Here is a 20,393-nt window from a genome sequence, read left to right as displayed (position 1 = left end):
CCGTGCGACGCATTGTCGGAAGCTACGCGGCGCGGACCTCGTCGGCGTCGAGGATCGTGTACGAGTACCCCTGCTCGGCGAGGAATCGCTGACGGTTCTGCGCGAAGTCCTGGTCGATGGTGTCCCGCGCGATGAGGGTGTAGAAGCTCGCCGTGGTGCCGTCGGAGGTCGGGCGCAGGAGGCGCCCGAGCCGTTGGGCCTCTTCCTGGCGGGAGCCGAAGGTCCCCGACACCTGGATGGCGACGGATGCTTCGGGGAGGTCGATCGAGAAGTTCGCGACCTTCGAGACCACCAGGAGCGGGATCTTCCGCTGCCGGAACGCGCTGTAGAGCAGCTCGCGCTCATCGACCGGCGTCGTCCCCGTGATCTGCGGGGCGTCGAGCGCGTCGGCGAGCTCGCCGATCTGGTCGAGGTACTGACCGATCACGAGGATCTGCTCGCCGGGATGCCGTGCGACGAGGTCGCGGACGACGTCGATCTTCGCTGCGGCCGTCGCCGCCAGGCGGTACCGCGCGTCGTCGGGGGCTGCGGCATACTCCAGCCGATCGTCCGGGGGCAGGTCGACGCGCACCTCGTAGCAGACCGCGGGCGAGATGAACCCCTGCGCCTCGATCTGCTTCCACGGGGCGTCGAAGCGCTTGGGGCCGATAAGGCTGAAGACATCGCCCTCGCGCCCGTCCTCCCGCACGAGCGTGGCCGTCAGGCCCAGGCGGCGCCGGGCCTGGAGGTCGGCCGTGAGCTTGAAGACCGGCGCCGGGAGCAGGTGCACCTCGTCGTAGACGATGAGCCCCCAGTCCAGGGCGTCGAGCAGCGCGAGGTGCGCATACTGCCCCTTCCGCTTCGCGGTGAGGATCTGGTAGGTCGCGATCGTGACCGGCCGGATCTCCTTCAGCTGCCCGGAGTACTCGCCGATCTCCTCCGGCGTGAGCGAGGTACGGGTGAGCAGCTCGTCCCGCCACTGCCGAGCGCTGACCGTGTTCGTCACGAGCACGAGGGTGGTCGTCTTGGTGCGCGCCATCGCGGCGGCCCCGACCAGGGTCTTGCCGGCGCCGCAGGGCAGCACCACGACCCCGGACCCGCCCTCGCTGAAGATGTCGACGGCCTGCCGCTGGTAGGGACGGAGGGTCCAGCCGTCCTCGCGCAGCTCGATCTCGTGCGGCGTGCCGGGCGTGTAACCGGCATGGTCCTCCGCGGGCCAGCCGATCTTCAGCAGCTCCTGCTTGATGTGCCCGCGCGCCCACGGGTCCACGACGTATGCGCCGGGGGAGGGATGGCCGATCAGCAGCGGCTGGATGCGCTTGTTGCGGGCGACCTCGGCCAGCACCGCGGCATCCGTCGAGCGGAGGATCAGAGCACCCTCGGCGTCGCGCTCGATCACGAGCCGGCCGTAGCGTCCCACGGTCTCACGCACGTCGATCGATACCGACGGAGGCACCGGGAACCGCGACCAGCGCTCGAGCGCGGCGAGCATGTCGTCGGCGTCGTGGCCGGCCGCCCGCGCGTTCCACAGGCCGAGCCGTGTGATGCGGTAGGTGTGGATGTGCTCGGGGGCGCGCTCCAGCTCGGCGAAGATCGCGAGCTCGTGGCGCGCGGTCTCGGCATCCGGATGCGCGACCTCCAGGAGCACGGTGCGATCGCTCTGCACGATGAGGGGGCCGTCAGCCATAGCGTTCGATTCTACCGGCGGCACCGCACCGTGCGCGCCGGCCTACGCGGAGCGGATGCTCACGATGCTGGCGACCGGGAGCGTGCGCTCGACGTCGGCGCCCTGGTCACGGCCGCGCAGGCGCCCGCCGCCGAGGCCGGTCACCTCCATCGTGAACGGTCGTTCGGAGCCGTCCGGCAGCCGCACGACCACGGTCATGACGGCGCGCGTGCGCACGGCGTGCTCGAGCTCGCGGCCCAGCCAGGCCGCGTCGGCATCCTCGCCGTGTGCAGCTCGCAGTCGGTCGATGAGGGGCCGGTAGACGTCACCGGCGTCGGGGCCGGGGGTCGACGGCGCGAGGCGGTGGCGATCGAGCACGCGCGTCATACCGTCCACGTCGACCGCGACGACCGGGTAGCGCGCGTCGGCGAGCATCCAGAATGCCGTCTCCGGCGCGGTGCGGGTCACCAGGGTCCCGTCCGCGTCGGTGATGAGCCCGAGCGGCCGCAGCGACTGGTCGACCACAGCGGTCTGCAGCAGCTCTGCGTCTCCCGACACGCGCGTGCGCCCTGACGCGTCCGGGCCGACACGCAGGCTCCCGTGCCGCGCGGCGGCCCGGTCGATCTCGTAGGCGAGGGGTTGCGGCAGGCCCGTCAGCGACAGCGACCCGAGGAACGCCCGCAGTGACGCAGCGGTCTCACCGGCGGCCAGGGCCGCATCGATCGTCTCGGCCGTGAACCGGTACATCGACGCCTGCGCGCGCGACTCACGCCGCGCCATCATCCGCAGCCGCACGTCCAGCTGCGGGGCGAGTGGCCCCGGTGCGATCGCGGTCAGGTCGTTCTGCAGGTAGAGGCGGTCGACCTCCGACGGCACGAGCGCCTGCAGAGCCTGCTCGTCGGCACCCTCGCCCGCGGCCAGGCCCGCCGCCCACGCCGGCGGCGTGTCGCCGATGACCATCGCCCACCGGCGCAGCAGCGCGCGAAGACGATCGCTGCGGTCCGGCCAGGTCAGGTCGAACGGGTAGGCTCCGCGCCACTGCGCGAGCGGCATCCATCCTGCGTCGCGAACGCGCACCCCGTCGGGGAGCGCGTCGCGCACGGCGCGGGCGACGAGGTGCCAGCGGCGCACCGCGCCCTCGTGCGTCCACGCGCGGCCCGCTTCGGTGACGAGCCAGCGTCGGTCCACGGATGCGACGAGCCCGGCGAGGTCGGCGATCGCCAGAAGCTCCTCGGCCTCGTCGCCGTCCTGGACCGCGCCGGAGTCGACGAGGCGGCGGCGGTCGGCGGCGCCCAGGGTGCCGGAGCCGACGCGCGCCAACGGGGCCGCGAGCGCGAGCTGCAGGATCTCAGCGAGCGCCGCCGATGCCGCGAACGCGCGTTCCGCCGCGTGCGCGTCGCTCTCGGCGGACGGCGCGTCGCTCTTGTCCGTGGCGGGCGTGTCGCCGGTGGCGGGTTCGTCGCCTGGGGTGGGCTTGTCGTCCGTGGCCGGCGCATCCTCCGTGGCCGGCTGCGCGCCCTCGGCCGGGTTCTCGCCCTCGGCCGGCGTGTCGCGGTCGGACCCGTCAACCGGGCCGGGCGGCCACGCGCGTGCGACCGCGGCGAACGGGATGCCGTCGGCGTTGCCGAGCCCGTACGCGGCCAGCGCGTCGCGCGCGGGGCCCTCGGCGACCGGCGCGCCGGTGCGCAGCGCCTCGGCGAGCGCATCGGCCTCGGCGCGGGTCAGTGCGGCAAGGCCCCACGCGAGCGAGGCGGGCTCGAGCATCGCCTCGGCGGCGTCGAAGAAGTCGGCCCACGCCGCCGACGGCGGCACCCGGCGCACCTGGAGCAGCCGGGCGAGGTCGTCGTCGCCCCGTGCCGCGAGCTGATCGGCGAAACCGCGCGCATCCGAGACCGCCATGTCAGCGCCTGTTGGCCCGTGCCCTCCGCACGAAGGTCATGACCAGCACGGTGGCCAGCATCACGAACGCGACGATCGGGGCGATGTAGACGGTCGTGCCGACCGCGGGCCACAGCCCGCCGGCGAAGTCGTCGTGCTTCATGCCGGCGGCGGTGCCCAGGAGGATCGCGAAGAAGCAGCCGATCGCCAGCACCAGCAGCCCGAGCGACATGAACGCGAGGATGCGGTCGATCCTGCGGACCGGAACGTCGTCGCCGTGGTTGCGCGTGCTCATCCGCCTCAGCCTACTGCGTCGCAGTGGTGCCGTAGGCTTGAGGAGGGGCCGGATCGGCCCCGGTAGCATGCCCGCGACGCGGGCCGACGCAGCGAGGTCACGATGCCCACCGGCAAGGTCAGGTTCTACGACGACGAGAAGGGTTTCGGCTTCATCACCACCGATGACGGCCAGGATGTCTTCCTGCACGCCACGGCCCTTCCTGCGGGCACTACCGGGCTCAAGCCCGGTACTCGGCTCGATTTCGGCGTCGCCGACGGCAAACGTGGACTGCAAGCGCTCGCGGTGCGCGTGCTGGAGGCTCCGGTCAGCCTCGCCAAACGCAGTCGCAAGCCCGCCGACGACATGGCGGTGATCGTGGAGGACCTCGTCGGCCTCCTCGACGGCATCGGCGCGGACCTCCGTCGCGGCCGTTACCCCAGCGGCGTGCACAGCAAGAAGGTCGCCGCGGTTCTGCGCAAGGTGGCCGATGAGCTCGACGCTTGAGCCGGCCGACGAGCGCCTGCTGAACGCGCACGACCTGGCGCGCGCCGCGTTGGGCGAGATCACCCCGGCGGCGACCGTCGGCGATCCGGTCGGGCACACCATCGAGGACGACGGCGTGGTCTCGCTGCGGTTCCAGAACCGCCTTCCGGGCTACCCCGGATGGTTCTGGACGGTGAGCGTCGCGGTCGTCGAGGGCGCCGAGCCCACGGTGCTGGAGGTCGAGCTGCTGCCCGGCGACGGTGCACTGCTCGCGCCGGAGTGGGTGCCGTGGGCGGTGCGACTGGCTGAGTACCAGGCGGCCCAGGCCGCGCTCGCCGAGTCGAGCGACGACGGCGGGGTCGCGGCATCCGACGATGACGGCGCCGGCGACGACGTCGAGGCCGGTGACGATCTCGCCGACGATCTCGCCGACGTGGTCGACCTGGATGCCGCCGACTTCGATGCCGACGGCTCCCCGCTGCTGCACTCGGGCGATGTCGACGGCGTGGACATCGATGAGCTCGACGAGGACGCCGACGCCCTCGACGAGGACGCCGAGTTCGAGGATGGCGAAGACCCCGAGGACGGCGACCCCGAAGACCCCGAGGGCGACGACGCGGACTGAGCACCGCGTCCGCTCACGCAAGCGCCCCCGATCCCTTGCGGGACCGGGGGCGCGTGCGTCGATGACGACGTCTACGCGGCGACCTTGGCCGACTCGCGACGGGAGTCGCGGACGAACGGATCGCCCTGCACGTCCTGGTCGTCCTTCTTGAGTGCGAACCATGCCCACAGACCCGCGCACGCCACGACGCCCGAGATCACGAGGAACGTGGGCTGGAAGCCGAGCGCGTCGCGGATGTAGCCGAACGGCGTCGAGAAGAGGGCGCTGCCCAGCTGCGCGGCGATCTCGAAGCCGACCATGTACAGCGTCGCGGACAGCGCCGACGGGAAGTGCAGCGTCAGGTACCGGAAGATGCCGAGCACGAACAGCGGCACCTCGATGGCGTGGAACATCTTGACGACCGACACGATCACCGGGTCGGTGAAGACCGCGGAGCCGAGGATGCGCAGGCACATGACCGTGACGCCCAGGAGCAGGATGTTCCGCACGCCGACCTTGCGCATCAGGATCGGCACGAGCATCATGCAGAAGCCCTCGAGGAAGACCTGCGCCGAGTTCAGCACGCCGTAGGTCTGCAGGCCGATGTCTTCGTTCGGGAACAGGCCCCGGTAGAAGTTCGGGAACATCTGGTTGTCGTACAGGTTGTAGAACGTCCAGCTGAAGATGACGAAGCCGATGATGATCCACAGGTGCTTGAACCTCAGCACCGACACGATCTCGTGCAGGGTCGGTGCGGCCGGGTGGTCGCTGTGCCCCGGTGCGAGCGGCACCTTGTCGGTCTTCCAGAAGACCTGGATCAGCAGGCTGATGACGCCCAGCGCCGAGCCGATGTAGAAGTTGATGTGCGGGTTGACCGTGAAGATGAAGCCCGTGAACAGCGCAGCCACGGCGTAGCCGAGCGATCCCCAGCCGCGGGCGCTGCCGTACGCGAACCCGTAGGTGCGGCTCAGCCGCTCCGAGAACGCCTCCATGAGGCCCACCGCGGCGGTGTAGCCGAACGGCAGGTAGATGGACCCGACGATCAGTCCCAGCACGAACGCGTTCTTCAGCAGCGGCTCGTAGAGCCAGATCGCGAAGGGCGCGAGGCAGGCCATCACGACGGATGCCGTGATCACGAGGTGGCGTCGCAGCACGAGGCGGTCCTGCGTCATGCCGTAGAACAGCAGCACCACCATCGAGGTGATCGAGTTCACCGAGTAGATCATGCCGATCTCGCCACCGCTGAGCCCGAGGGTCTTGTCCAGCCAGGTGGAGAAGAACGACCACCAGATGCCCCAGGAGGCGAAGAAGATGAACAGCGTCGTCGAGCTTTGCAGGTAGGCGCCGTTCTTGAACAGATTCTGTTTGGCTGCCGCCATGGGGGGACCTCTCCGTCGAGTGAACCTAAATCGTGTGAGGTCCGAGGCTAGCATAGCGCGGCATTCCCAGGCAACGCTCAGGTTGAGTGGGAATGCGGCCGCCGCTCGCGCGACGCGCCCGGCTACAGGCGCTCGACGATGTAGTCGATGCACTCCGTCAGCCGTCGCACATCGTCGGGGTCGATCGAGACGAACGTCGCGATGCGCAGCTGGTTGCGCCCGAGTTTGCGGTAGGGCTCGGTGTCGACGACGCCGTTGTCGCGCAGGCTCTGCGCGACGGCCGCGGCATCCACGCTCTCATCGACGTCGATCGTCACCACGACCGACGACCGATGAGCGGGGTCGGCGACGAACGGCGACGCGAACGGCGAGGCCTCGGCCCACTCGTACAGCACGGTCGAGGACTCCTCCGTGCGCGTGCTCGCCCACTGCAGGCCGCCCTGGTCGTTGATCCATTCGACTTGCGAGTCGAGCAGCTGGAGCGTCGCGATGGCCGGGGTGTTGAGCGTCTGGTCCTGGCGGGAGTTGTCGAGCGCGTCCTTCAGGCTCAGGAACGCGGGGATGTAGCGGTCGGATGTCGCGATCCGCTCGATCCGCTCGATCGCGGCCGGGGAGAGCGCCGCGAACCACAGGCCGCCGTCGGAGCCGAGATTCTTCTGCGGCGCAAAGTAGTACGCGTCGCACTCCGAGATCGTCAGATCGAGGCCGCCCGCAGCGCTGGTGGCGTCGATGACGGTGAGCGCGCCCTCGTCGCCGTGCACGCGCTCCACCGGAGCGGACACCCCGGTGGAGGTCTCGTTGTGCGTCCAGGCGTAGACGTCCACGCCCTCGACGGGCTCCGCGGTGCAGCGGGTGCCGGGATCGGCGGCGCGCACGTCCGGCGCCTGCAGCCACGGGGCGCTCGCGGCCGCGGCGAACTTCGCCCCGAACTCGCCGAAGACCAGGGCCTGGGCGCGACGCTCCACGAGCCCGAACGCCGCGGCATCCCAGAACGCCGTCGACCCGCCGTTGCCGAGCACGATCTCGTAGCCCGCGGGAAGCCGCAGGAGCTCGCCGAGGCCCGCGCGCACCCGACCCACGAGCGCACGGATCGGACGCTGCCGGTGCGAGGTGCCCAGCAGCGCCGACCCCGGCCCGGCGAGGGCTTCCAGCTGTGCGGGACGGATCCGGGCGGGCCCGCAGCCGAAGCGACCGTCGGCGGGCAGGATGTCGCGGGGGAGCGTCACGTGCGGCATCCCCCGAGTCTAGAGCGGCCCCCGCGGGCGCTCCGACCGGCCGATGTCCCCCGCAGCCAATAGGCTGGAGGTCACGCCGACCCCAGGACGTAGAGGCTGCACATGACCGACCTGATCGACACCACCGAGATGTACCTGCGCACGATCCTCGAGCTCGAAGAGGAGGACATCGTCCCGCTGCGCGCGCGGATCTCCGAGCGGCTCGGCCACTCCGGCCCGACCGTCTCGCAGACGATCGGGCGCATGGAGCGCGACGGGCTCGTGGTCGTCTCCGAGGACCGCAGCCTCGAGCTCACCGAGAAGGGCAGGCAGAAGGCGGTCGACGTGATGCGCAAGCACCGCCTCGCCGAGCGGCTGCTCAGCGACGTCATCGGCCTGGACTGGGCGTACGTGCACGAGGAGGCCTGCCGCTGGGAGCACGTCATGAGCGAGCTCGTCGAACGCCGGCTCATCGAGCTGCTCGACCACCCCACGGAGTCGCCGTACGGCAACCCGATCCCCGGCCTCGACCAGCTCGGCGACCTGCCGGCGCACACGTTCGACGAGGGTGTCGTGGGGCTCGTCCGCCTGCTCACGGCCGTGGGCGGACCGGTCGCCGGCACGGTCCGACGTCTCGCCGAGCCCGTGCAGGTCGACCCTGAGCTGCTGCAGCAGCTGCTGTCGGCGGGGGTGGTGCCGGGGGCGAGCGGTCAGTATCGGTTCAGCGAGGGATACGTCCTCGTGCAGATGGACGGGAACGACGAGGGACTGGAGCTTCCGGTCGAGGTCGCATCGCACATCTTCCTCGTAGACGCCTATGAGCGAGTCTGAGCATCACCTGAGCGTGCGGACCTCGGCGTGACACAGTCGTTACCTTCCGCTAGCCTCTCAAGAGTCCAACGGCGAGAAGCCCGCCCCCGGACCGCCGCGCGAACTGCCTCTCCGGTTCGTCGTTCACGCGGTGAAACCCGTACATCACGTGCCCGACACTGAGTGCCGACGAACCAGCGTCCACGACGCGGAGGCGCCGGAGGATTAGCTTGGCTGAACAGTTCGACTCGTCGATCGACGCACCTGAGACCGGCCGGACGGGCGACGCCGTCTCGCTTCGCTCCCGCGGAACCGTGCAGCGCGTCGATGCCGAGACTCCCGCGGTCCGCACGACCGCGCTGAGTGGCGCCCGTGCGCCGCGCCGGCCGAAGCACGCCGTGCACCCCCTGCGTCGCCTGCTCACGGTGACCGCCGTCGCGGGCCTGGTCGCCACCGTCGCGATCCCCGCGTTCGCCGCGGTGCGCGGCACGTCGGCCGAGGCCGTCACCCTGCAGCAGGTCGCCGCCTCCGACGCGCAGTCGCTCGTGGTCGCCTCCGAGGCCGAGCCCGGCACGCTCGAGCGGGGCGGATACTCGGCGACCACTCCCGAGGAGATCGCCGCGAAGAAGGCCGAGGAGGCCGCCAAGGCCGCCCTCGCCGCGCGCCTGGCCGCCGGCGGTGAGACCGCGAGCCTCAGTTCGGATCTGCCGCTCGTGCTGGCCGGGTCCGGCTCCGTGCGCCGCCCGCTGCCGTACTTCGACAACTTCGGCACGCCGTACGCGGGTCACAAGGGCGTCGACTACATGGTCGCCCGCGGCACCCCGATCTACGCGGTGGCCGACGGCGTCGTCGTCGCCTCCAGCGAGGAGGGCCCGGGCTGGGGCGTCTACGTCAAGATCCAGCACAACATCGGCGGCCAGGACGTCACGACCCTCTACGCGCACATGCTCTACGGCTCGCGACGCGTCTCGGTGGGCGACACCGTCACGGCCGGCCAGCTGATCGGACAGGTCAGCGACACCGGTCGCGCCTACGGCACGCACCTCCACCTGGAGGTCGTCGTCAATGGCACGTACGTCAACGGCGAGAGCTGGCTGACGGCCAACGCCGGCTGAGCCTGCAGAGCGGATGCCGCGGGCTGCGGCATCCGTCGACGGACGTCTCTGTGCGTTCCACCACGCGGTTCTTCCACGGAGTTCCCACGTCGGGCCAAGGGTAGCCATAGGTGCTTGGCAGCCGTGAAGGGTGAAGTGATCTTCCAAGACACGACGTCCAATGGAAGGGCACATCATGAAAAGACAAGTGATCATCGGCGGGTCGCTGGCCACGGCACTCGCTCTCGGCGGCATCTCGACCGCCGCCGTGGCTGCTGTCGAGCCGACCTCCTCCGCGACAGCCGTCACCGCGAGCACCTCGGCCCAGGCGACGACGGCCAGCACCGCGGAAGCGGTCGACTGGAGCAGCCTGCCGACCACGGATGTCACGCTCACGGACGCCGGCCTGACGATCACGGACGCCGGAACCTACGTGCTGTCGGGCAGTTCCACCGGCCAGGTCGTGGTGAACTCGGAGGGCGCGGTGCGTCTGGTGCTCGACGGGGTCGCCATCGCCAGCGGCACCGGTGCCGCGATCCAGGTGGACAACGCCGAGCTCGTCGTCCTGGAGCTCGCCGACGGCAGCACGAACACCGTGTCGGATGCGAGCACGCGCGCCGACGAGGACATCGACGGCGCGATCTACTCCGCGGACGGCCTCGTCGTCACGGGCACCGGGGCGCTGACCGTGACGGCGAACTTCGCCGACGGCATCGTCGGCAAGGACGACCTGTGGATCGACTCCGGAACGATCGCCGTCACGAGCGTCGATGACGGCATCCGGGGCAAGGACTCGCTGAACATCAGCGGCGGCGAGATCACGATCAGCGCGACCGGCGACGGCATCAAGTCCAGCAACGACACCGACCTGGGCGCCGGCCAGCTGAACATCAGCGGCGGCACCCTGTCGATCACCTCCGGCGATGACGCGATCAAGGCCGAGCAGAGGATCTGGATCACCGGCGGCACGATCGACATCCCCGCCTCCGTCGAGGGCATCGAAGCGCCGGTCATCGTGATCGACGGCGGCGACATCACGCTCGCCGCCTCCGACGACGGGATCAACGCCGCGGCGTCCGACATCATCACGAGCGGCCTGAGCATCACCATCAACGGCGGCGACATCACCATCGTCATGGGCGCAGGCGACACCGACGCGATCGACAGCAACGGCGACCTCACGATCACCGGCGGCACGCTGACCATCACCGCGCAGTCGGCATTCGACTACGACGGCACCGGCACGCTCACGGGCGGCTCCATCACCGTGAACGGCCAGCAGGTCACCCAGCTCACCAACCAGATGATGGGCGGGGCGGGCGGTGCTCAGACCGGCGGGACGACCGGCGGCACGAGCGGCGGCGCTCAGACCGGCGGGACGACCGGCGGAACGGGCGGCGCTCAGACCGGCGGGACGGGCGGCGCCCAGGGCGGCGGCGCCCAGGTCGGCGGGAGCGGTGGTCCTCGGGCCGGCGGTAGTGCTCAGGCCAGCGGTGGTCAGATGCGCGGGGTGCTGCACCGGTAGCCGTCCCCACACCGGGATCCCCCGGCACGGATAGCGGAGGGTGCGACGGTCATCGTCGTGGTTCCTTTCGAGACGGATGTGAAGAGTTCTCGAAGGATCACGCGGTGACCGTCGCCTCGTTCAGAGCGACTGCTTCTGCTCCCCAGGGCGATGTCGGAGGGAAGAGATAGGTTCGATCCTGCTTCGAAGAGCTTAGAATCGATGTTCTAATGCGGAAAGTGGGTGACCGTGCGGGCAGTGCGCGCCGTCAGCGGCGAGATTCTTCGGCTCCGTGCCGAGCTGGAGCGGGTGCAGGGGAGCCGGCTGGACCTCTCCGTGCTCCCGGTCGCCCCCGCGCTGGCGGGGCTGCTGCCCGGGGGAGGACTGCGTCCGGGGGCCGCGTACTCGCTCGGCGGCTCGATGTCGCTGCTGAGCGCGCTGCTGGCGCCGCCCTCGCGGGCGGGGTCGTGGTGCGGAGTCGTCGGCATGCCCGCGCTGGGGGCCGAGGCCGCCGAACGGGCCGGGGTCGACCTGTCCCGGCTCGTGCTGATCCCCGACCCGGGACCGCGATGGCTCGCGGTGACGGCGACGATCGCCGAGGTGCTGCCGGTCGTGGCCGCCCGCCCCGCCTCGCGGGTGCGGGATGCCGACATCTCCCGGTTGGCGGCCCGCCTGCGCGATCGCGGCACGGTGCTGCTGGTGCACGGGCCGTGGGCGCAGGCCGAGGCGGTGATCGACGTCGCCGAGCCGCACTGGTCGGGGCTCGGCGACGGGTACGGCCATCTCGACGGGCGGGAGCTGACCGTGACGGTCTCCAGCCGACGGTTCCCGCGACCCCGGCGAGGACGGCTGCTGCTGCCCGCGGCCGACGGCGGGGTCCGCGCCCCGGAGATCGGGGGATCCTCGAGCATCGATGCCGTCGCGGCGATCGGCTCCCCGGCGCCGTCGCTCCGACCCGTCGAGTGGATGCGGGAGGCCGGCTGATGGCCGCCGCACCGGTGCGCAGCCTCGTGGTGTGGGTGCCCGACTGGCCCGTCGTCGCGCTCGCCCGCGAGGGTGACGCCCCACTCGATCCTGCGGCGCCGATCGCCGTGCTGGAGCACGGATCGGTGGCATCCTGCTCGGCCGCCGCACGTGCCGGCGGCGTGCGGCGCGGCCAGCGGCGCCGCGACGCGCAGGCGCGCTGCCCGGGCCTGGTCGTGGTCGAGAGCGACCCGGTGCGCGATCAGCGGGCGTTCGCACCGCTGCTCGCGCGGATCGAGGCGCTCGCGCCGGGGGTGCAGCCGCTGCGCCCCGGGCTGTGCGCGCTGCGGGCGCGCGGTCCCGCCCGCTACTACGGGGGCGAGGCCGACGCGGCGCGCGTGCTGCTGGGTGCTCTGGAGGAGGCCGGAGTTCTGCAGGCGCGCGCGGGGGTGGCCGACGGACCGTTCACCGCGGAGCAGGCGGCCCGGCGTGCCGATCCGGTCCTCGTCGTGCCGCCGGGGGAGTCCGCCGCCTTCCTCGCACCGTTGCCGGTCACGGCGCTCGATGCGGAGCTTGCCGACCTGTTCGGACGGCTGGGCGTGCGCACCCTCGGGGAGGTCGCCGCCCTCGAGGCGGAGCGCCTCGTCGAGCGGTTCGGCCCTCGCGGCGAGCGCCTGCACGCCCTCGCCGCCGGCGCGGACTCGCGGCCGGTCACCCCGCGGACCCCGCCGCCCGAGCTGCACCGCGAGGTCGTGTTCGAGCCGCCGCTGGAGCTGGCCGAGCAGATCGCGTTCGGCATGCGGGTCGCTGCGGACCGGTTCGTCGCCGGACTCGGCGAGGCGGGTCTGGTGTGCACGGAGCTGCGCGTCGTGGTCGTCGGCGACCGGGGCGAGCACAGCGACCGCGTGTGGCTGCATCCGGGCTCGTTCGACGCGGCGGCGGTCGTCGACCGGGTGCGCTGGCAGCTGGCCGAGGCCGGGGAGCTCGGCAGCGGGGTCGCCCGGGTGCGGATCGAGCCCGAGGCGGTGGATGCGGCATCCCACCACGTCGCGACGCTCTTCGGCGCGGGTCCCGAGGAGCGCGTGCACCATGCGCTCTCCCGGGTGCAGGCGATGCTCGGCCACCGCGGTGTGCTCACCCCGGCCATCGGCGGCGGGCGATGGCTGGCCGAGCGTCAGGTGCTCGTGCCCTGGGGCGACCGGGCCGTCACGGCGGGGCGTGAGCGGCCGTGGCCGGGGATCCTGCCCGACCCGCTGCCGGCGACGGTGTTCGCCCCGGCGCCGGTGGTGGCCGTCACCGACGCCGCGGGCGATCCGGTCGCCGTCGACGAGCGCGGCGAGGTGAGCGCCCCGCCCGCTGCGCTGGCCGTCGCGGGGCGGCGCAGGGCGGTCGAGGCCTGGGCGGGGCCGTGGCCGGTCGTGGAGCGGGGGTGGGATGCCGCGCGATCGCGGCGCGCGCACCGGTTCCAGCTCGTGGACTGTGAGCAGTGCGCCTGGCTGCTGGTCTGCGAGAACGGCGCGTGGCACGCGGAGGGGAGGTACGACTGATGGGGTGGCACAACCCCGCTGTGCCGTGGTCGGAGCTGGAGCGGCTGCTCAGCGACCGGCGGCGTCCCACGGGCGTGCCGGCCGGCGCCGACGGCGGGGACAGCCCCGGCTGGTCGCGCAAGCGGGGGAGCTACCGTCCACCGCCGATCGAGCGGCCGGAGCACGCCGTGCCCTACGCCGAGCTGCACGCCCATTCGTCGTTCTCGTTCCTCGACGGCGCCTCCTCGCCGGAGGAGCTCGCCGAGGAGGCCGAGCGGCTCGGACTGCACGCCCTCGCGATCACCGACCACGACGGCTTCTACGGCATCGTGCGGTTCGCCGAGGCCGCCGAGCGGCTCGCGGTGAAGACCGTGTTCGGGGCGGAGCTGACCCTCGGGCTGCCCGAGCAGGGCGTGGTCGCCGACCGGCTGCGGCACGCGCCCGACCCGGAGGGCGAGCACCTCCTGGTCCTCGCCCGCGGAGAGGAGGGCTACCACCGCCTCGCCGGCGCGATCACCCATGCCCAGCTGGCGGGGGCGGAGAAGGGCAGGCCCCGCTACGACCTCGACGACCTCGCCGCGCGCGCGGGCGCACCCGGCGACCCGCACTGGGCGGTGCTGACCGGATGCCGCAAGGGGTTCGTGCGCAGGGCTCTCGCCGCGGGCGGGGCGGAGGCGGCGGGCGCGGCGCTCGATGCGCTCATGGACCGGTTCGGGTGGGTCGAGGTGGAGCTCATCGACCACGGGAACCCCCGGGACACGCGCGACAACGACGTGCTGGCATCCCTCGCCGCCCAGCGCGGGCTCCCGGTGCTGGCGACCAACAACGTGCACTACGCGGCGCCGGAGCGCGTGCAGCTGGCCGCCGCGATCGCCGCCGTCCGGGCGAACCGCAGCCTCGATGAGCTCGACGGGTGGCTGCCCGCCCACGACGGAGCGCACCTGCGGTCGGGGGCCGAGATGGCCCGGCGCTTCCGGCGGTATCCCGGCGCCGTCGAGCGGACCGTCGCGCTGGCCGACGAGCTCGCCTTTCCGCTGCGCCGGGCCCGGCCCGCCCTGCCGAAGCTCCCCGTCCCGGAGGGGCACACGCCGATGTCGTGGCTGCGCGCGCTGGTGCAGCAGGCGATGCCGCGCGTCTACCCTCGGTCGGGGCACCGGGAACGGGCGCGCATCGAGCGCGAGCTGGCGGTCATCGAGCAGAAGGACTTCCCGGGCTATTTCCTCATCGTGCACGGGATCGTCGCCGAGGCCCGGCGGCGCGGCATCCTGTGCCAGGGGAGGGGCTCGGCCGCCAACAGCGTGGTCTGCTACCTCCTCGGCATCACCGCCGTCGACCCGATCCTGTACGACCTGCCGTTCGAGCGGTTCCTCTCGGCGCTGCGCGACGAGGAGCCCGATATCGACGTCGACTTCGACTCCGGCCGGCGCGAGGAGATCATCCAGTGGGTGTACGACGAGTACGGGCGCGACCGGGCGGCGCAGGTGGCGAACGTCATCCAGTACCGGCCGAAGAACGCCGTGCGCGACATGGCGAAGGCCCTCGGGCACTCGCCCGGTCAGCAGGACGCCTGGTCGAGGCAGGTGGAGCGTGGGCCCACGGGGCCGGAGGCTCCACACAGCGACATCCCCGACCGCGTGCTCGCGTACGCGAGCGCGCTGCTGAAGGCCCCGCGGCACCTCGGCATCCACTCCGGCGGCATGGTGCTCACCGACCGCCCGGTCGGCGAGGTCGTGCCGATCGAGCACGCCCGCATGGACAAGCGCACGGTCATCCAGTGGGACAAGGACGACGCCGCCTGGATGGGCCTGGTGAAGTTCGACCTGCTGGGCCTCGGGATGCTCGCCGCCCTGAGGCACTGCTTCGACCTGGTCGCGGATGCCACGGGGGAGTGCTGGGAGCTGGAGACCATCCCCAAGGAGGAGGCCGCCGTCTACGACATGCTGTGCCGGGCCGACTCGATCGGAGTGTTCCAGGTCGAGTCGCGCGCGCAGATGGGTCTGCTGCCGCGGCTGCAGCCGCGATGCTTCTACGACCTCGTGATCGAGATCGCCCTCATCCGGCCCGGCCCCATCCAGGGCGGTGCCGTGCACCCGTATGTGCGGCGCAAGCTCGGGCGTGAGCCGGTCGCCTATGCCCACCCGAAGCTCGAGCCGGTGCTCAAGCGCACCCTCGGCATCCCGATCTTCCAGGAGCAGCTGATGCAGATGGGGATGGCGATCGGGGGGCTCAGCGGCGAGGACGCCGACCTGCTGCGGCGGGCGATGGGCTCCAAACGCGGTGTGGAGCGCATCGAGTCGCTGAAACAGCGACTGTACGCGGGCATGGCCGACAACGGTCTGGTGGGGGATGCCGCCGACGAGATCTACGCGAAGATCCAGGCGTTCGCGAACTTCGGGTTCGCCGAGAGCCACTCGCTGTCGTTCGCGCTGCTGGTCTACGCGTCGTCGTGGCTGAAGCTGCACTATCCGGGCGCGTTCCTGGCAGGGCTGCTGCGGTCCCAGCCGATGGGGTTCTACTCACCCGCGACCCTCGTCTCCGACGCCCGACGACACGGGGTGGAGGTGCGTCGCCCCGACCTGCTGCGCTCCCAGGCGGAGGCCGGGCTGGAGCCGCGCGACGACGAGCCGGGAGCAGGGAACCGGCGGGGACGGGACTCGTGTCTGCGGCGCCCGCAGCCCCCGGTCGGGCCGTTCGACCCCGCCGCACCGGACGAGTCCGCCGCGCACCGCCGCGACGCCCACGTCGCGGTGCGGCTGGGGCTGGCGGGGGTGAAGGGCATCGGCTCTGAACTGGCGGGGGCGATCGTCGCCGAGCGCGAGCGGAGCGGCCCCTATCGGGACCTGCGCGATCTGGTGCGCCGCACCGGGGCGAGCGCGGCGCACCTGGAGGCGCTCGCCACCGCCGGGGCGTTCGACTGTCTCGGGCTGTCCCGGCGGGAGGCGCTCTGGCTCGCAGGATCCGCCGCGCAGGACCGGGTCGAGTTCCTCCCCGACTCGGTCGTCGCGGTCCAGCCGCCGCTGTTTCCCGATCCCACGAGCTACGAGGTGCTCGCCGCGGACCTCTGGGCGACGGGCATCTCCACCGACGACCATCCGCTCGCCCACTACCGGTCCCAGCTGGACGCGCGCGGCGTGCTCGCCTCACGGGAGCTGCGCGCGCACGAGACCGGGCGGAGGGTCGAGGTCGCGGGACTGGTGACCCATCGGCAGCGGCCGGCGACGGCATCCGGGGTGACGTTCCTGAACCTGGAGGACGAGCACGGCCTCGTGAACGTCGTGTGCTCGATCGGGGTGTGGACCCGGTACCGGCGGATCCTGCGCGATTCGCCGGCCCTCATTGCGCGGGGGATGCTGGAGCGCTCGCCGGAAGGGGTCACGAACCTCCTCGCCGACGCCTTCGAGGACCTGCGCGTGGGGGTGCGCCATCGTTCGCGTGACTTCCAGTGACCTGCGTGAACGGGGCCCCTGCGTGAACGCAGGGGCCCCGTCGGTGCGGCTCGGGCGACCGCACGTCTTCAGCGCGCCGGATCGCGGCGCTGCAGTCGCGCCCGGCGCTCGGGCGCGAACGGACCGCGCAGCAGCCGCGCCCACCGGTTGCGGGGGAGGTTGTGGTCGAGCGCGGCGAGGCCGGTCGCGTACTTGCTGACGACGGCGGGACGGCGCCCCCGCCGCCACAGCAGGTGATCGAGCGGTGTGACCGACGAGGCGGACTTCGTCTCGATGATCACGACCTCCGGGAGTGCGAAGCCGGATCCGTCGGGCTGGATCCACTCCAGCCCGGTGTCGATGGTCGCACGGCCGCCGCCGTCCGGGGCGAGGAGGGTCGTCCTCCGGTAACGGGTGGTGAGGGTGGGGGCCAGCTCGACGACGCGGTCGGGCGCGACCCCGATGCCCTCCAGCGCGGCCGCCACGTCTTCACGGGCCTCGGCGGTGAGCTCGGCCCGGCGTGATGCCTCGTACGCGTCGCGCTCCTTGACGGTGGTGCCGCGGGCGCCACGGGTCTTGATCTCCAGGAACGACGATCCGGTGTCGAGGTAGCTGCGCGTGCGCAGCTTGAAGCGGCGTCGACGCGGCTGGGCCGCCATCCGGAAGCTCAGCAGGTCGGGGGTGTCGAAGTACACCGACTCGTAGGCGAAGTCGCGGGCACCGTCGATCTCCAGCACGCGGGTGTGCGGATCGAGCGCGGCGAGCACCGGGTCCAGGTCTTCGCGCGGCACGACGTACTTGCGGTCGACGCGGGCCAGCAGGGAAGCCTCGGCGACGAGTTCGTCGAGGGCCACCGCGCCGAGGCGGTCGAGGCCGTTCATCGTGCCGCCCCCGTCCCGGCGAGGGCCACCCCGGCCGAGCGCGATGCGGTGATGCGGTAGCGGACGTCCACGAGCGTGGTGTCGTTGACGAGGTCCAGCTCCTGCAGCGAGATCGATGTCACCTCGGCGCCGAGGGTCGAGGACAGCTCGGCGCGCAGCTCGGTCTCGTCGGCGATCGCGCGATCGATGCGCACGACCTGGTGGCGGCTGCGGGAGAGCAGGAGCGGGTGGTCGGCCGCCCACATCACCACGAGGATCAGTGCGATCATCGCGGTGACCGGCCAGGGGTCGCTCTGCGGCAGTCCTGCGACGAGGCCGATCGCCAGTGCCGCGAAGTAGTACGCCACCTCGCGCTGCGAGATCTCCGAGGAGCGCAGGCGGATGATCGACAGCACGCCGAACAGGCCGAGCCCCAGGCCCATCGCCACCTCGGCGGTGCCGAGGACGGCCGCCACGACGAGCACGCCGACGTTGACGCCGAGGAAGGCGACGACGAGGTCGCGACGGTGGTGCCGGCGGTAGTACAGGCCGAGGCTCAGCACGAGGGCCGCAGCCACATCGACGCCGAGCAGGATGAGGGTGGTCGAGGTCATGGAAGTCTCCCGAGAGTGATCGTGTCGGCATTCATTCGAGCAGGGGCCGCTATGGGTTCTCTATGCTCCGTCCCTGCGTCCGGTAGGAGTCGGGCGGTTCCGAACACGAAGGTGCGCTGCGCTCCATAGCTGGTGACGAACAGCACGCCCTCGGTCGCGATCTTCGCCGCGATGAGCGGTACGCCCATGCCCGTGAGCGCCTCGATCCACACGACGTTCGAGGCCAGCAGTGCCACGGCCAGGATCCCGTAGCGCAGCGCCTGCCCGGCGGTGCGTCCGTGTGCGGCGCGGAAGACGACGCGCCGGTTCATCGCGAAGTTGACCGAGGCGCTCAGCACCCGTGCCGCGATGATCGACGGGACGAGCCAGCCGGTGAGGGCGGTCAGCACCAGCAGTGCGACGGTGTCGATGGCGAACGCGATCAGCGACGACCCGGCGAACAGCACGAGCGGCAGCGCGATGCGCAGCGAGTCGGCCACGGGCCGGAAGTGGCTGGATGCGTTCGCGTCGAGGTACACCGTCTCGATCGGCAGCTCTCGTGCCGTCACACCCCCGCGGCGGCAGCGCAGCAGCACCTGCTGCTCGTACTCGAACCGATCGCCGGGAACCTCCAGCATCCACGGCAGGAGAGGGGAGGGGATGCCGCGCAGGCCCGTCTGCGTGTCCGACAGCGACCAGCCGGCAGCGAGCCGGAACAGGCCCCGGGCGAGCGCGTTGCCCACGCGGCTGCGCAGCGGTACCTCCCCGCCGAAGTCCCGGCATCCGAGGATCAGCGCCGAGCGGCCCTCGACGGCATCCTCGCGCAGGCCGTCCGCCACACGCAGGATGTCGCGGGGGGTGTGCTGGCCGTCGGCGTCGGCGGTGACGATGTCCTCGCCGGGATGGGCGCTGGCCGCGTAGGAGAACCCGGTCTTCAGCGCCGCCCCCTTGCCGAGGTTGTGATCGTGGACGAGCACGGTCGCTCCCGCGGCCCGGAGCCGGTCGAACACAGCGGCGTACGCTGCGCCGCTGCCGTCGTCGACGATCAGGAGCTGCACGTCGGGGTCGGCATCGCGCAGCTGCGCGACCAGCGGCTCCAGCTGCGGGCCGGGCTCGTAGGCGGGGATGAGCACGATCATCGTCGTCACCCCGCCACGTAGAGGATGTCGCTGGTGCCGCGCTCGCCGCCGTTGGAGGGCTGGTTGACGACGGTGCCGTTGAAGTACATCGTCGACGAGCCGCCGCCGTCGAGGTTGTAGGCGGTGGTCGCACCCAGCCCGATCATGATGTCGGCGAGCTCGGTGAGCGTGACCCCTTCGCTGTAGCCGCTCTGCCGACCGTCGACGACGACGAACACGAGATGGTTCTCGTCGATCACGCCGACCGCGGTGCGCGGCTGGTCGCCCTGGATGGAGTGGTTGCCGACGTTCGTGTCGATCTCCACGTCCTCGATGCCGTCCACCACCGCGCCGTCCTCGACGATCGCGGGGCCGAAGCTCAGCGTGTTCCAGGCGCCGTCGGCGAGCAGCTCCTCGGCAGAGGTGGCCGTCTCGTCGTAGACCTCGACGCTGCCGTCGGTGTAGAAGACCAGGCCCTCCCGCGCCGGCTCGTCGCGGAAGACGACGCCGTTGCGGATCACGATGCCGGTGTCGCGGAAGCCGTAGTAGTCGCCGTTCACGGCGAACACCGCGCCGTTGTCGGCGGCGATCTCGCTGGTCGTCTCGATGATGTTCTCGCCGAACTGGTCTTTCGCGAAGGCGCTGCGCAGCGCCGTGGCGTCGGAGAGCACGACGTCGGCGACGTAGTAGGTGACGGTGTCGTCGCCGCTGCCGGTGGTGACGGTCGAGATCGTCACCGAGGTGCTGCCGTCGCTGTAGGAGGTGTCGGTGAGCACGGTCTCGGCGGTGGGGGTCGCGGTCGCGGTGGCCTCGTCGGTGGCCGTCGCTGTGGCGGACTGCTCGGCCTCGTAGGCCGACACGTCCGCGATCTCGACGTGCTCGACGAGGAAGCGGTCGGCGGCCCAGACCGCGGCACCGCCGCAGGTGAGGGTGAGGGCGAGACCAGCGGCGATGAGGGTCCGGCGGGTTCGTCGTCGTCGTGTGGCGTCCATGCTTCATGGATACGCGGCGCACCTCCGA

17 protein-coding genes are annotated in these 20,393 nt (G+C 71.8%); 8 read left to right on the top strand and 9 right to left on the bottom strand.

Annotated elements, in window-relative coordinates:
- Positions 1-22: 22 nt before the first annotated feature.
- Genes QM641_RS00695 through QM641_RS00685 form a run of 3 tightly spaced genes read right to left on the bottom strand, consistent with a single transcriptional unit; the run spans position 23 to position 3,818 of the window.
- Positions 23-1,666 (bottom strand): DNA repair helicase XPB, encoded by a 1,644-nt coding sequence (locus QM641_RS00695; protein ID WP_415112413.1) that lies wholly within the window; start codon positions 1,664-1,666, stop codon positions 23-25.
- Between the two features lie 42 nt (positions 1,667-1,708).
- A complete protein-coding gene (locus tag QM641_RS00690; RefSeq protein WP_415112411.1) occupies positions 1,709-3,544 on the bottom strand; it encodes a helicase-associated domain-containing protein in 1,836 nt (611 codons plus the stop codon).
- A gap of 1 nt (position 3,545) precedes the next feature.
- Positions 3,546-3,818 (bottom strand): multidrug ABC transporter ATPase, encoded by a 273-nt coding sequence (locus tag QM641_RS00685; RefSeq protein WP_415112409.1) that lies wholly within the window; start codon positions 3,816-3,818, stop codon positions 3,546-3,548.
- 102 nt (positions 3,819-3,920) lie between these two features.
- On the opposite strand from QM641_RS00685, the gene QM641_RS00680 reads away from it, so the two are divergent.
- Positions 3,921-4,304 carry a cold-shock protein gene (locus tag QM641_RS00680; protein ID WP_415112407.1) on the top strand — a complete coding sequence of 128 codons (384 nt, stop codon included), beginning with the start codon at positions 3,921-3,923 and terminating at the stop codon, positions 4,302-4,304.
- Positions 4,288-4,908, top strand: coding sequence for a DUF3027 domain-containing protein (locus tag QM641_RS00675; protein WP_415112405.1), 621 nt, complete (start codon positions 4,288-4,290; stop codon positions 4,906-4,908). The genes QM641_RS00680 and QM641_RS00675 overlap by 17 nt, the downstream gene beginning before the upstream one ends.
- Before the next feature lie 71 nt (positions 4,909-4,979).
- Here the strand turns inward: QM641_RS00675 and QM641_RS00670 are convergent, their stop codons facing one another.
- Positions 4,980-6,266: an oligosaccharide MFS transporter gene (locus QM641_RS00670; protein ID WP_415112403.1), complete on the bottom strand. Its 1,287-nt coding sequence runs from the start codon at positions 6,264-6,266 to the stop codon at positions 4,980-4,982.
- A gap of 122 nt (positions 6,267-6,388) precedes the next feature.
- Positions 6,389-7,501: a phosphoserine transaminase gene (gene serC, locus QM641_RS00665; protein WP_415112401.1), complete on the bottom strand. Its 1,113-nt coding sequence runs from the start codon at positions 7,499-7,501 to the stop codon at positions 6,389-6,391.
- 102 nt (positions 7,502-7,603) lie between these two features.
- On the opposite strand from serC, the gene QM641_RS00660 reads away from it, so the two are divergent.
- The 6 genes from QM641_RS00660 (at position 7,604) to QM641_RS00635 (ending at position 16,823) form a co-directional block, all read left to right on the top strand.
- Positions 7,604-8,311, top strand: coding sequence for a metal-dependent transcriptional regulator (locus QM641_RS00660; RefSeq protein ID WP_415112400.1), 708 nt, complete (start codon positions 7,604-7,606; stop codon positions 8,309-8,311).
- Positions 8,312-8,520: 209 nt separating this feature from the next.
- Positions 8,521-9,405 (top strand): M23 family metallopeptidase, encoded by an 885-nt coding sequence (locus QM641_RS00655; protein WP_415112399.1) that lies wholly within the window; start codon positions 8,521-8,523, stop codon positions 9,403-9,405.
- 175 nt (positions 9,406-9,580) lie between these two features.
- On the top strand, positions 9,581-10,909 hold the full coding sequence (locus QM641_RS00650) for a carbohydrate-binding domain-containing protein (protein WP_415112397.1): 1,329 nt from the start codon (positions 9,581-9,583) through the stop codon (positions 10,907-10,909).
- Between the two features lie 222 nt (positions 10,910-11,131).
- Positions 11,132-11,872 carry a hypothetical protein gene (locus QM641_RS00645; protein WP_415112395.1) on the top strand — a complete coding sequence of 247 codons (741 nt, stop codon included), beginning with the start codon at positions 11,132-11,134 and terminating at the stop codon, positions 11,870-11,872.
- The gene (locus tag QM641_RS00640; RefSeq protein ID WP_415112393.1) at positions 11,872-13,398 is read left to right on the top strand and encodes a DNA polymerase Y family protein; all 1,527 of its coding nucleotides are present in this window, start codon (positions 11,872-11,874) and stop codon (positions 13,396-13,398) included. The genes QM641_RS00645 and QM641_RS00640 overlap by 1 nt, the downstream gene beginning before the upstream one ends.
- On the top strand, positions 13,398-16,823 hold the full coding sequence (locus QM641_RS00635; RefSeq protein WP_415112391.1) for an error-prone DNA polymerase: 3,426 nt from the start codon (positions 13,398-13,400) through the stop codon (positions 16,821-16,823). Before QM641_RS00640 ends, QM641_RS00635 begins: the two co-directional genes overlap by 1 nt.
- A gap of 68 nt (positions 16,824-16,891) precedes the next feature.
- Here QM641_RS00635 and QM641_RS00630 read toward each other — a convergent pair whose 3' ends face one another.
- The 4 genes from QM641_RS00630 to QM641_RS00615 are packed head-to-tail and all read right to left on the bottom strand — an operon-like array spanning position 16,892 to position 20,365.
- Positions 16,892-17,683, bottom strand: a complete 792-nt coding sequence (locus QM641_RS00630; protein WP_415112388.1) for a polyphosphate polymerase domain-containing protein — start codon at positions 17,681-17,683, stop codon at positions 16,892-16,894.
- Positions 17,680-18,276, bottom strand: coding sequence for a DUF4956 domain-containing protein (locus QM641_RS00625; protein ID WP_415112386.1), 597 nt, complete (start codon positions 18,274-18,276; stop codon positions 17,680-17,682). Before QM641_RS00625 ends, QM641_RS00630 begins: the two co-directional genes overlap by 4 nt.
- Entirely contained in the window at positions 18,273-19,394 is a 1,122-nt protein-coding gene (locus QM641_RS00620) for a glycosyltransferase (protein ID WP_415112460.1), read from the bottom strand. The genes QM641_RS00625 and QM641_RS00620 overlap by 4 nt, the downstream gene beginning before the upstream one ends.
- Before the next feature lie 5 nt (positions 19,395-19,399).
- Positions 19,400-20,365 carry a phosphodiester glycosidase family protein gene (locus QM641_RS00615; RefSeq protein ID WP_415112384.1) on the bottom strand — a complete coding sequence of 322 codons (966 nt, stop codon included), beginning with the start codon at positions 20,363-20,365 and terminating at the stop codon, positions 19,400-19,402.
- Between the last annotated feature and the right edge of the window lie 28 nt (positions 20,366-20,393).

The sequence above is a fragment of the Microbacterium sp. genome (assembly GCF_047605725.1).
Lineage (GTDB): Bacteria > Actinomycetota > Actinomycetes > Actinomycetales > Microbacteriaceae > Microbacterium.
The sequence above is the reverse complement of the archived record's forward strand: the minus strand, read 5'-3'. Positions and strand labels throughout refer to the sequence as shown.

Excerpts from the sequence above, each read along its gene's own strand:
- QM641_RS00695 (WP_415112413.1), bottom strand. The coding sequence starts at position 1,666 with ATGGCTGACGGCCCCCTCATCGTGCAGAGCGATCGCACCGTGCTCCTG.
- QM641_RS00690 (WP_415112411.1), bottom strand. The coding sequence starts at position 3,544 with ATGGCGGTCTCGGATGCGCGCGGTTTCGCCGATCAGCTCGCGGCACGG.
- QM641_RS00685 (WP_415112409.1), bottom strand. The coding sequence starts at position 3,818 with ATGAGCACGCGCAACCACGGCGACGACGTTCCGGTCCGCAGGATCGAC.
- QM641_RS00680 (WP_415112407.1), top strand. The coding sequence starts at position 3,921 with ATGCCCACCGGCAAGGTCAGGTTCTACGACGACGAGAAGGGTTTCGGC.
- QM641_RS00675 (WP_415112405.1), top strand. The coding sequence starts at position 4,288 with ATGAGCTCGACGCTTGAGCCGGCCGACGAGCGCCTGCTGAACGCGCAC.
- QM641_RS00670 (WP_415112403.1), bottom strand. The coding sequence starts at position 6,266 with ATGGCGGCAGCCAAACAGAATCTGTTCAAGAACGGCGCCTACCTGCAA.
- serC (WP_415112401.1), bottom strand. The coding sequence starts at position 7,501 with ATGCCGCACGTGACGCTCCCCCGCGACATCCTGCCCGCCGACGGTCGC.
- QM641_RS00660 (WP_415112400.1), top strand. The coding sequence starts at position 7,604 with ATGACCGACCTGATCGACACCACCGAGATGTACCTGCGCACGATCCTC.
- QM641_RS00650 (WP_415112397.1), top strand. The coding sequence starts at position 9,581 with ATGAAAAGACAAGTGATCATCGGCGGGTCGCTGGCCACGGCACTCGCT.
- QM641_RS00640 (WP_415112393.1), top strand. The coding sequence starts at position 11,872 with ATGGCCGCCGCACCGGTGCGCAGCCTCGTGGTGTGGGTGCCCGACTGG.
- QM641_RS00635 (WP_415112391.1), top strand. The coding sequence starts at position 13,398 with ATGGGGTGGCACAACCCCGCTGTGCCGTGGTCGGAGCTGGAGCGGCTG.
- QM641_RS00630 (WP_415112388.1), bottom strand. The coding sequence starts at position 17,683 with ATGAACGGCCTCGACCGCCTCGGCGCGGTGGCCCTCGACGAACTCGTC.
- QM641_RS00625 (WP_415112386.1), bottom strand. The coding sequence starts at position 18,276 with ATGACCTCGACCACCCTCATCCTGCTCGGCGTCGATGTGGCTGCGGCC.
- QM641_RS00620 (WP_415112460.1), bottom strand. The coding sequence starts at position 19,394 with ATGATCGTGCTCATCCCCGCCTACGAGCCCGGCCCGCAGCTGGAGCCG.
- QM641_RS00615 (WP_415112384.1), bottom strand. The coding sequence starts at position 20,365 with ATGGACGCCACACGACGACGACGAACCCGCCGGACCCTCATCGCCGCT.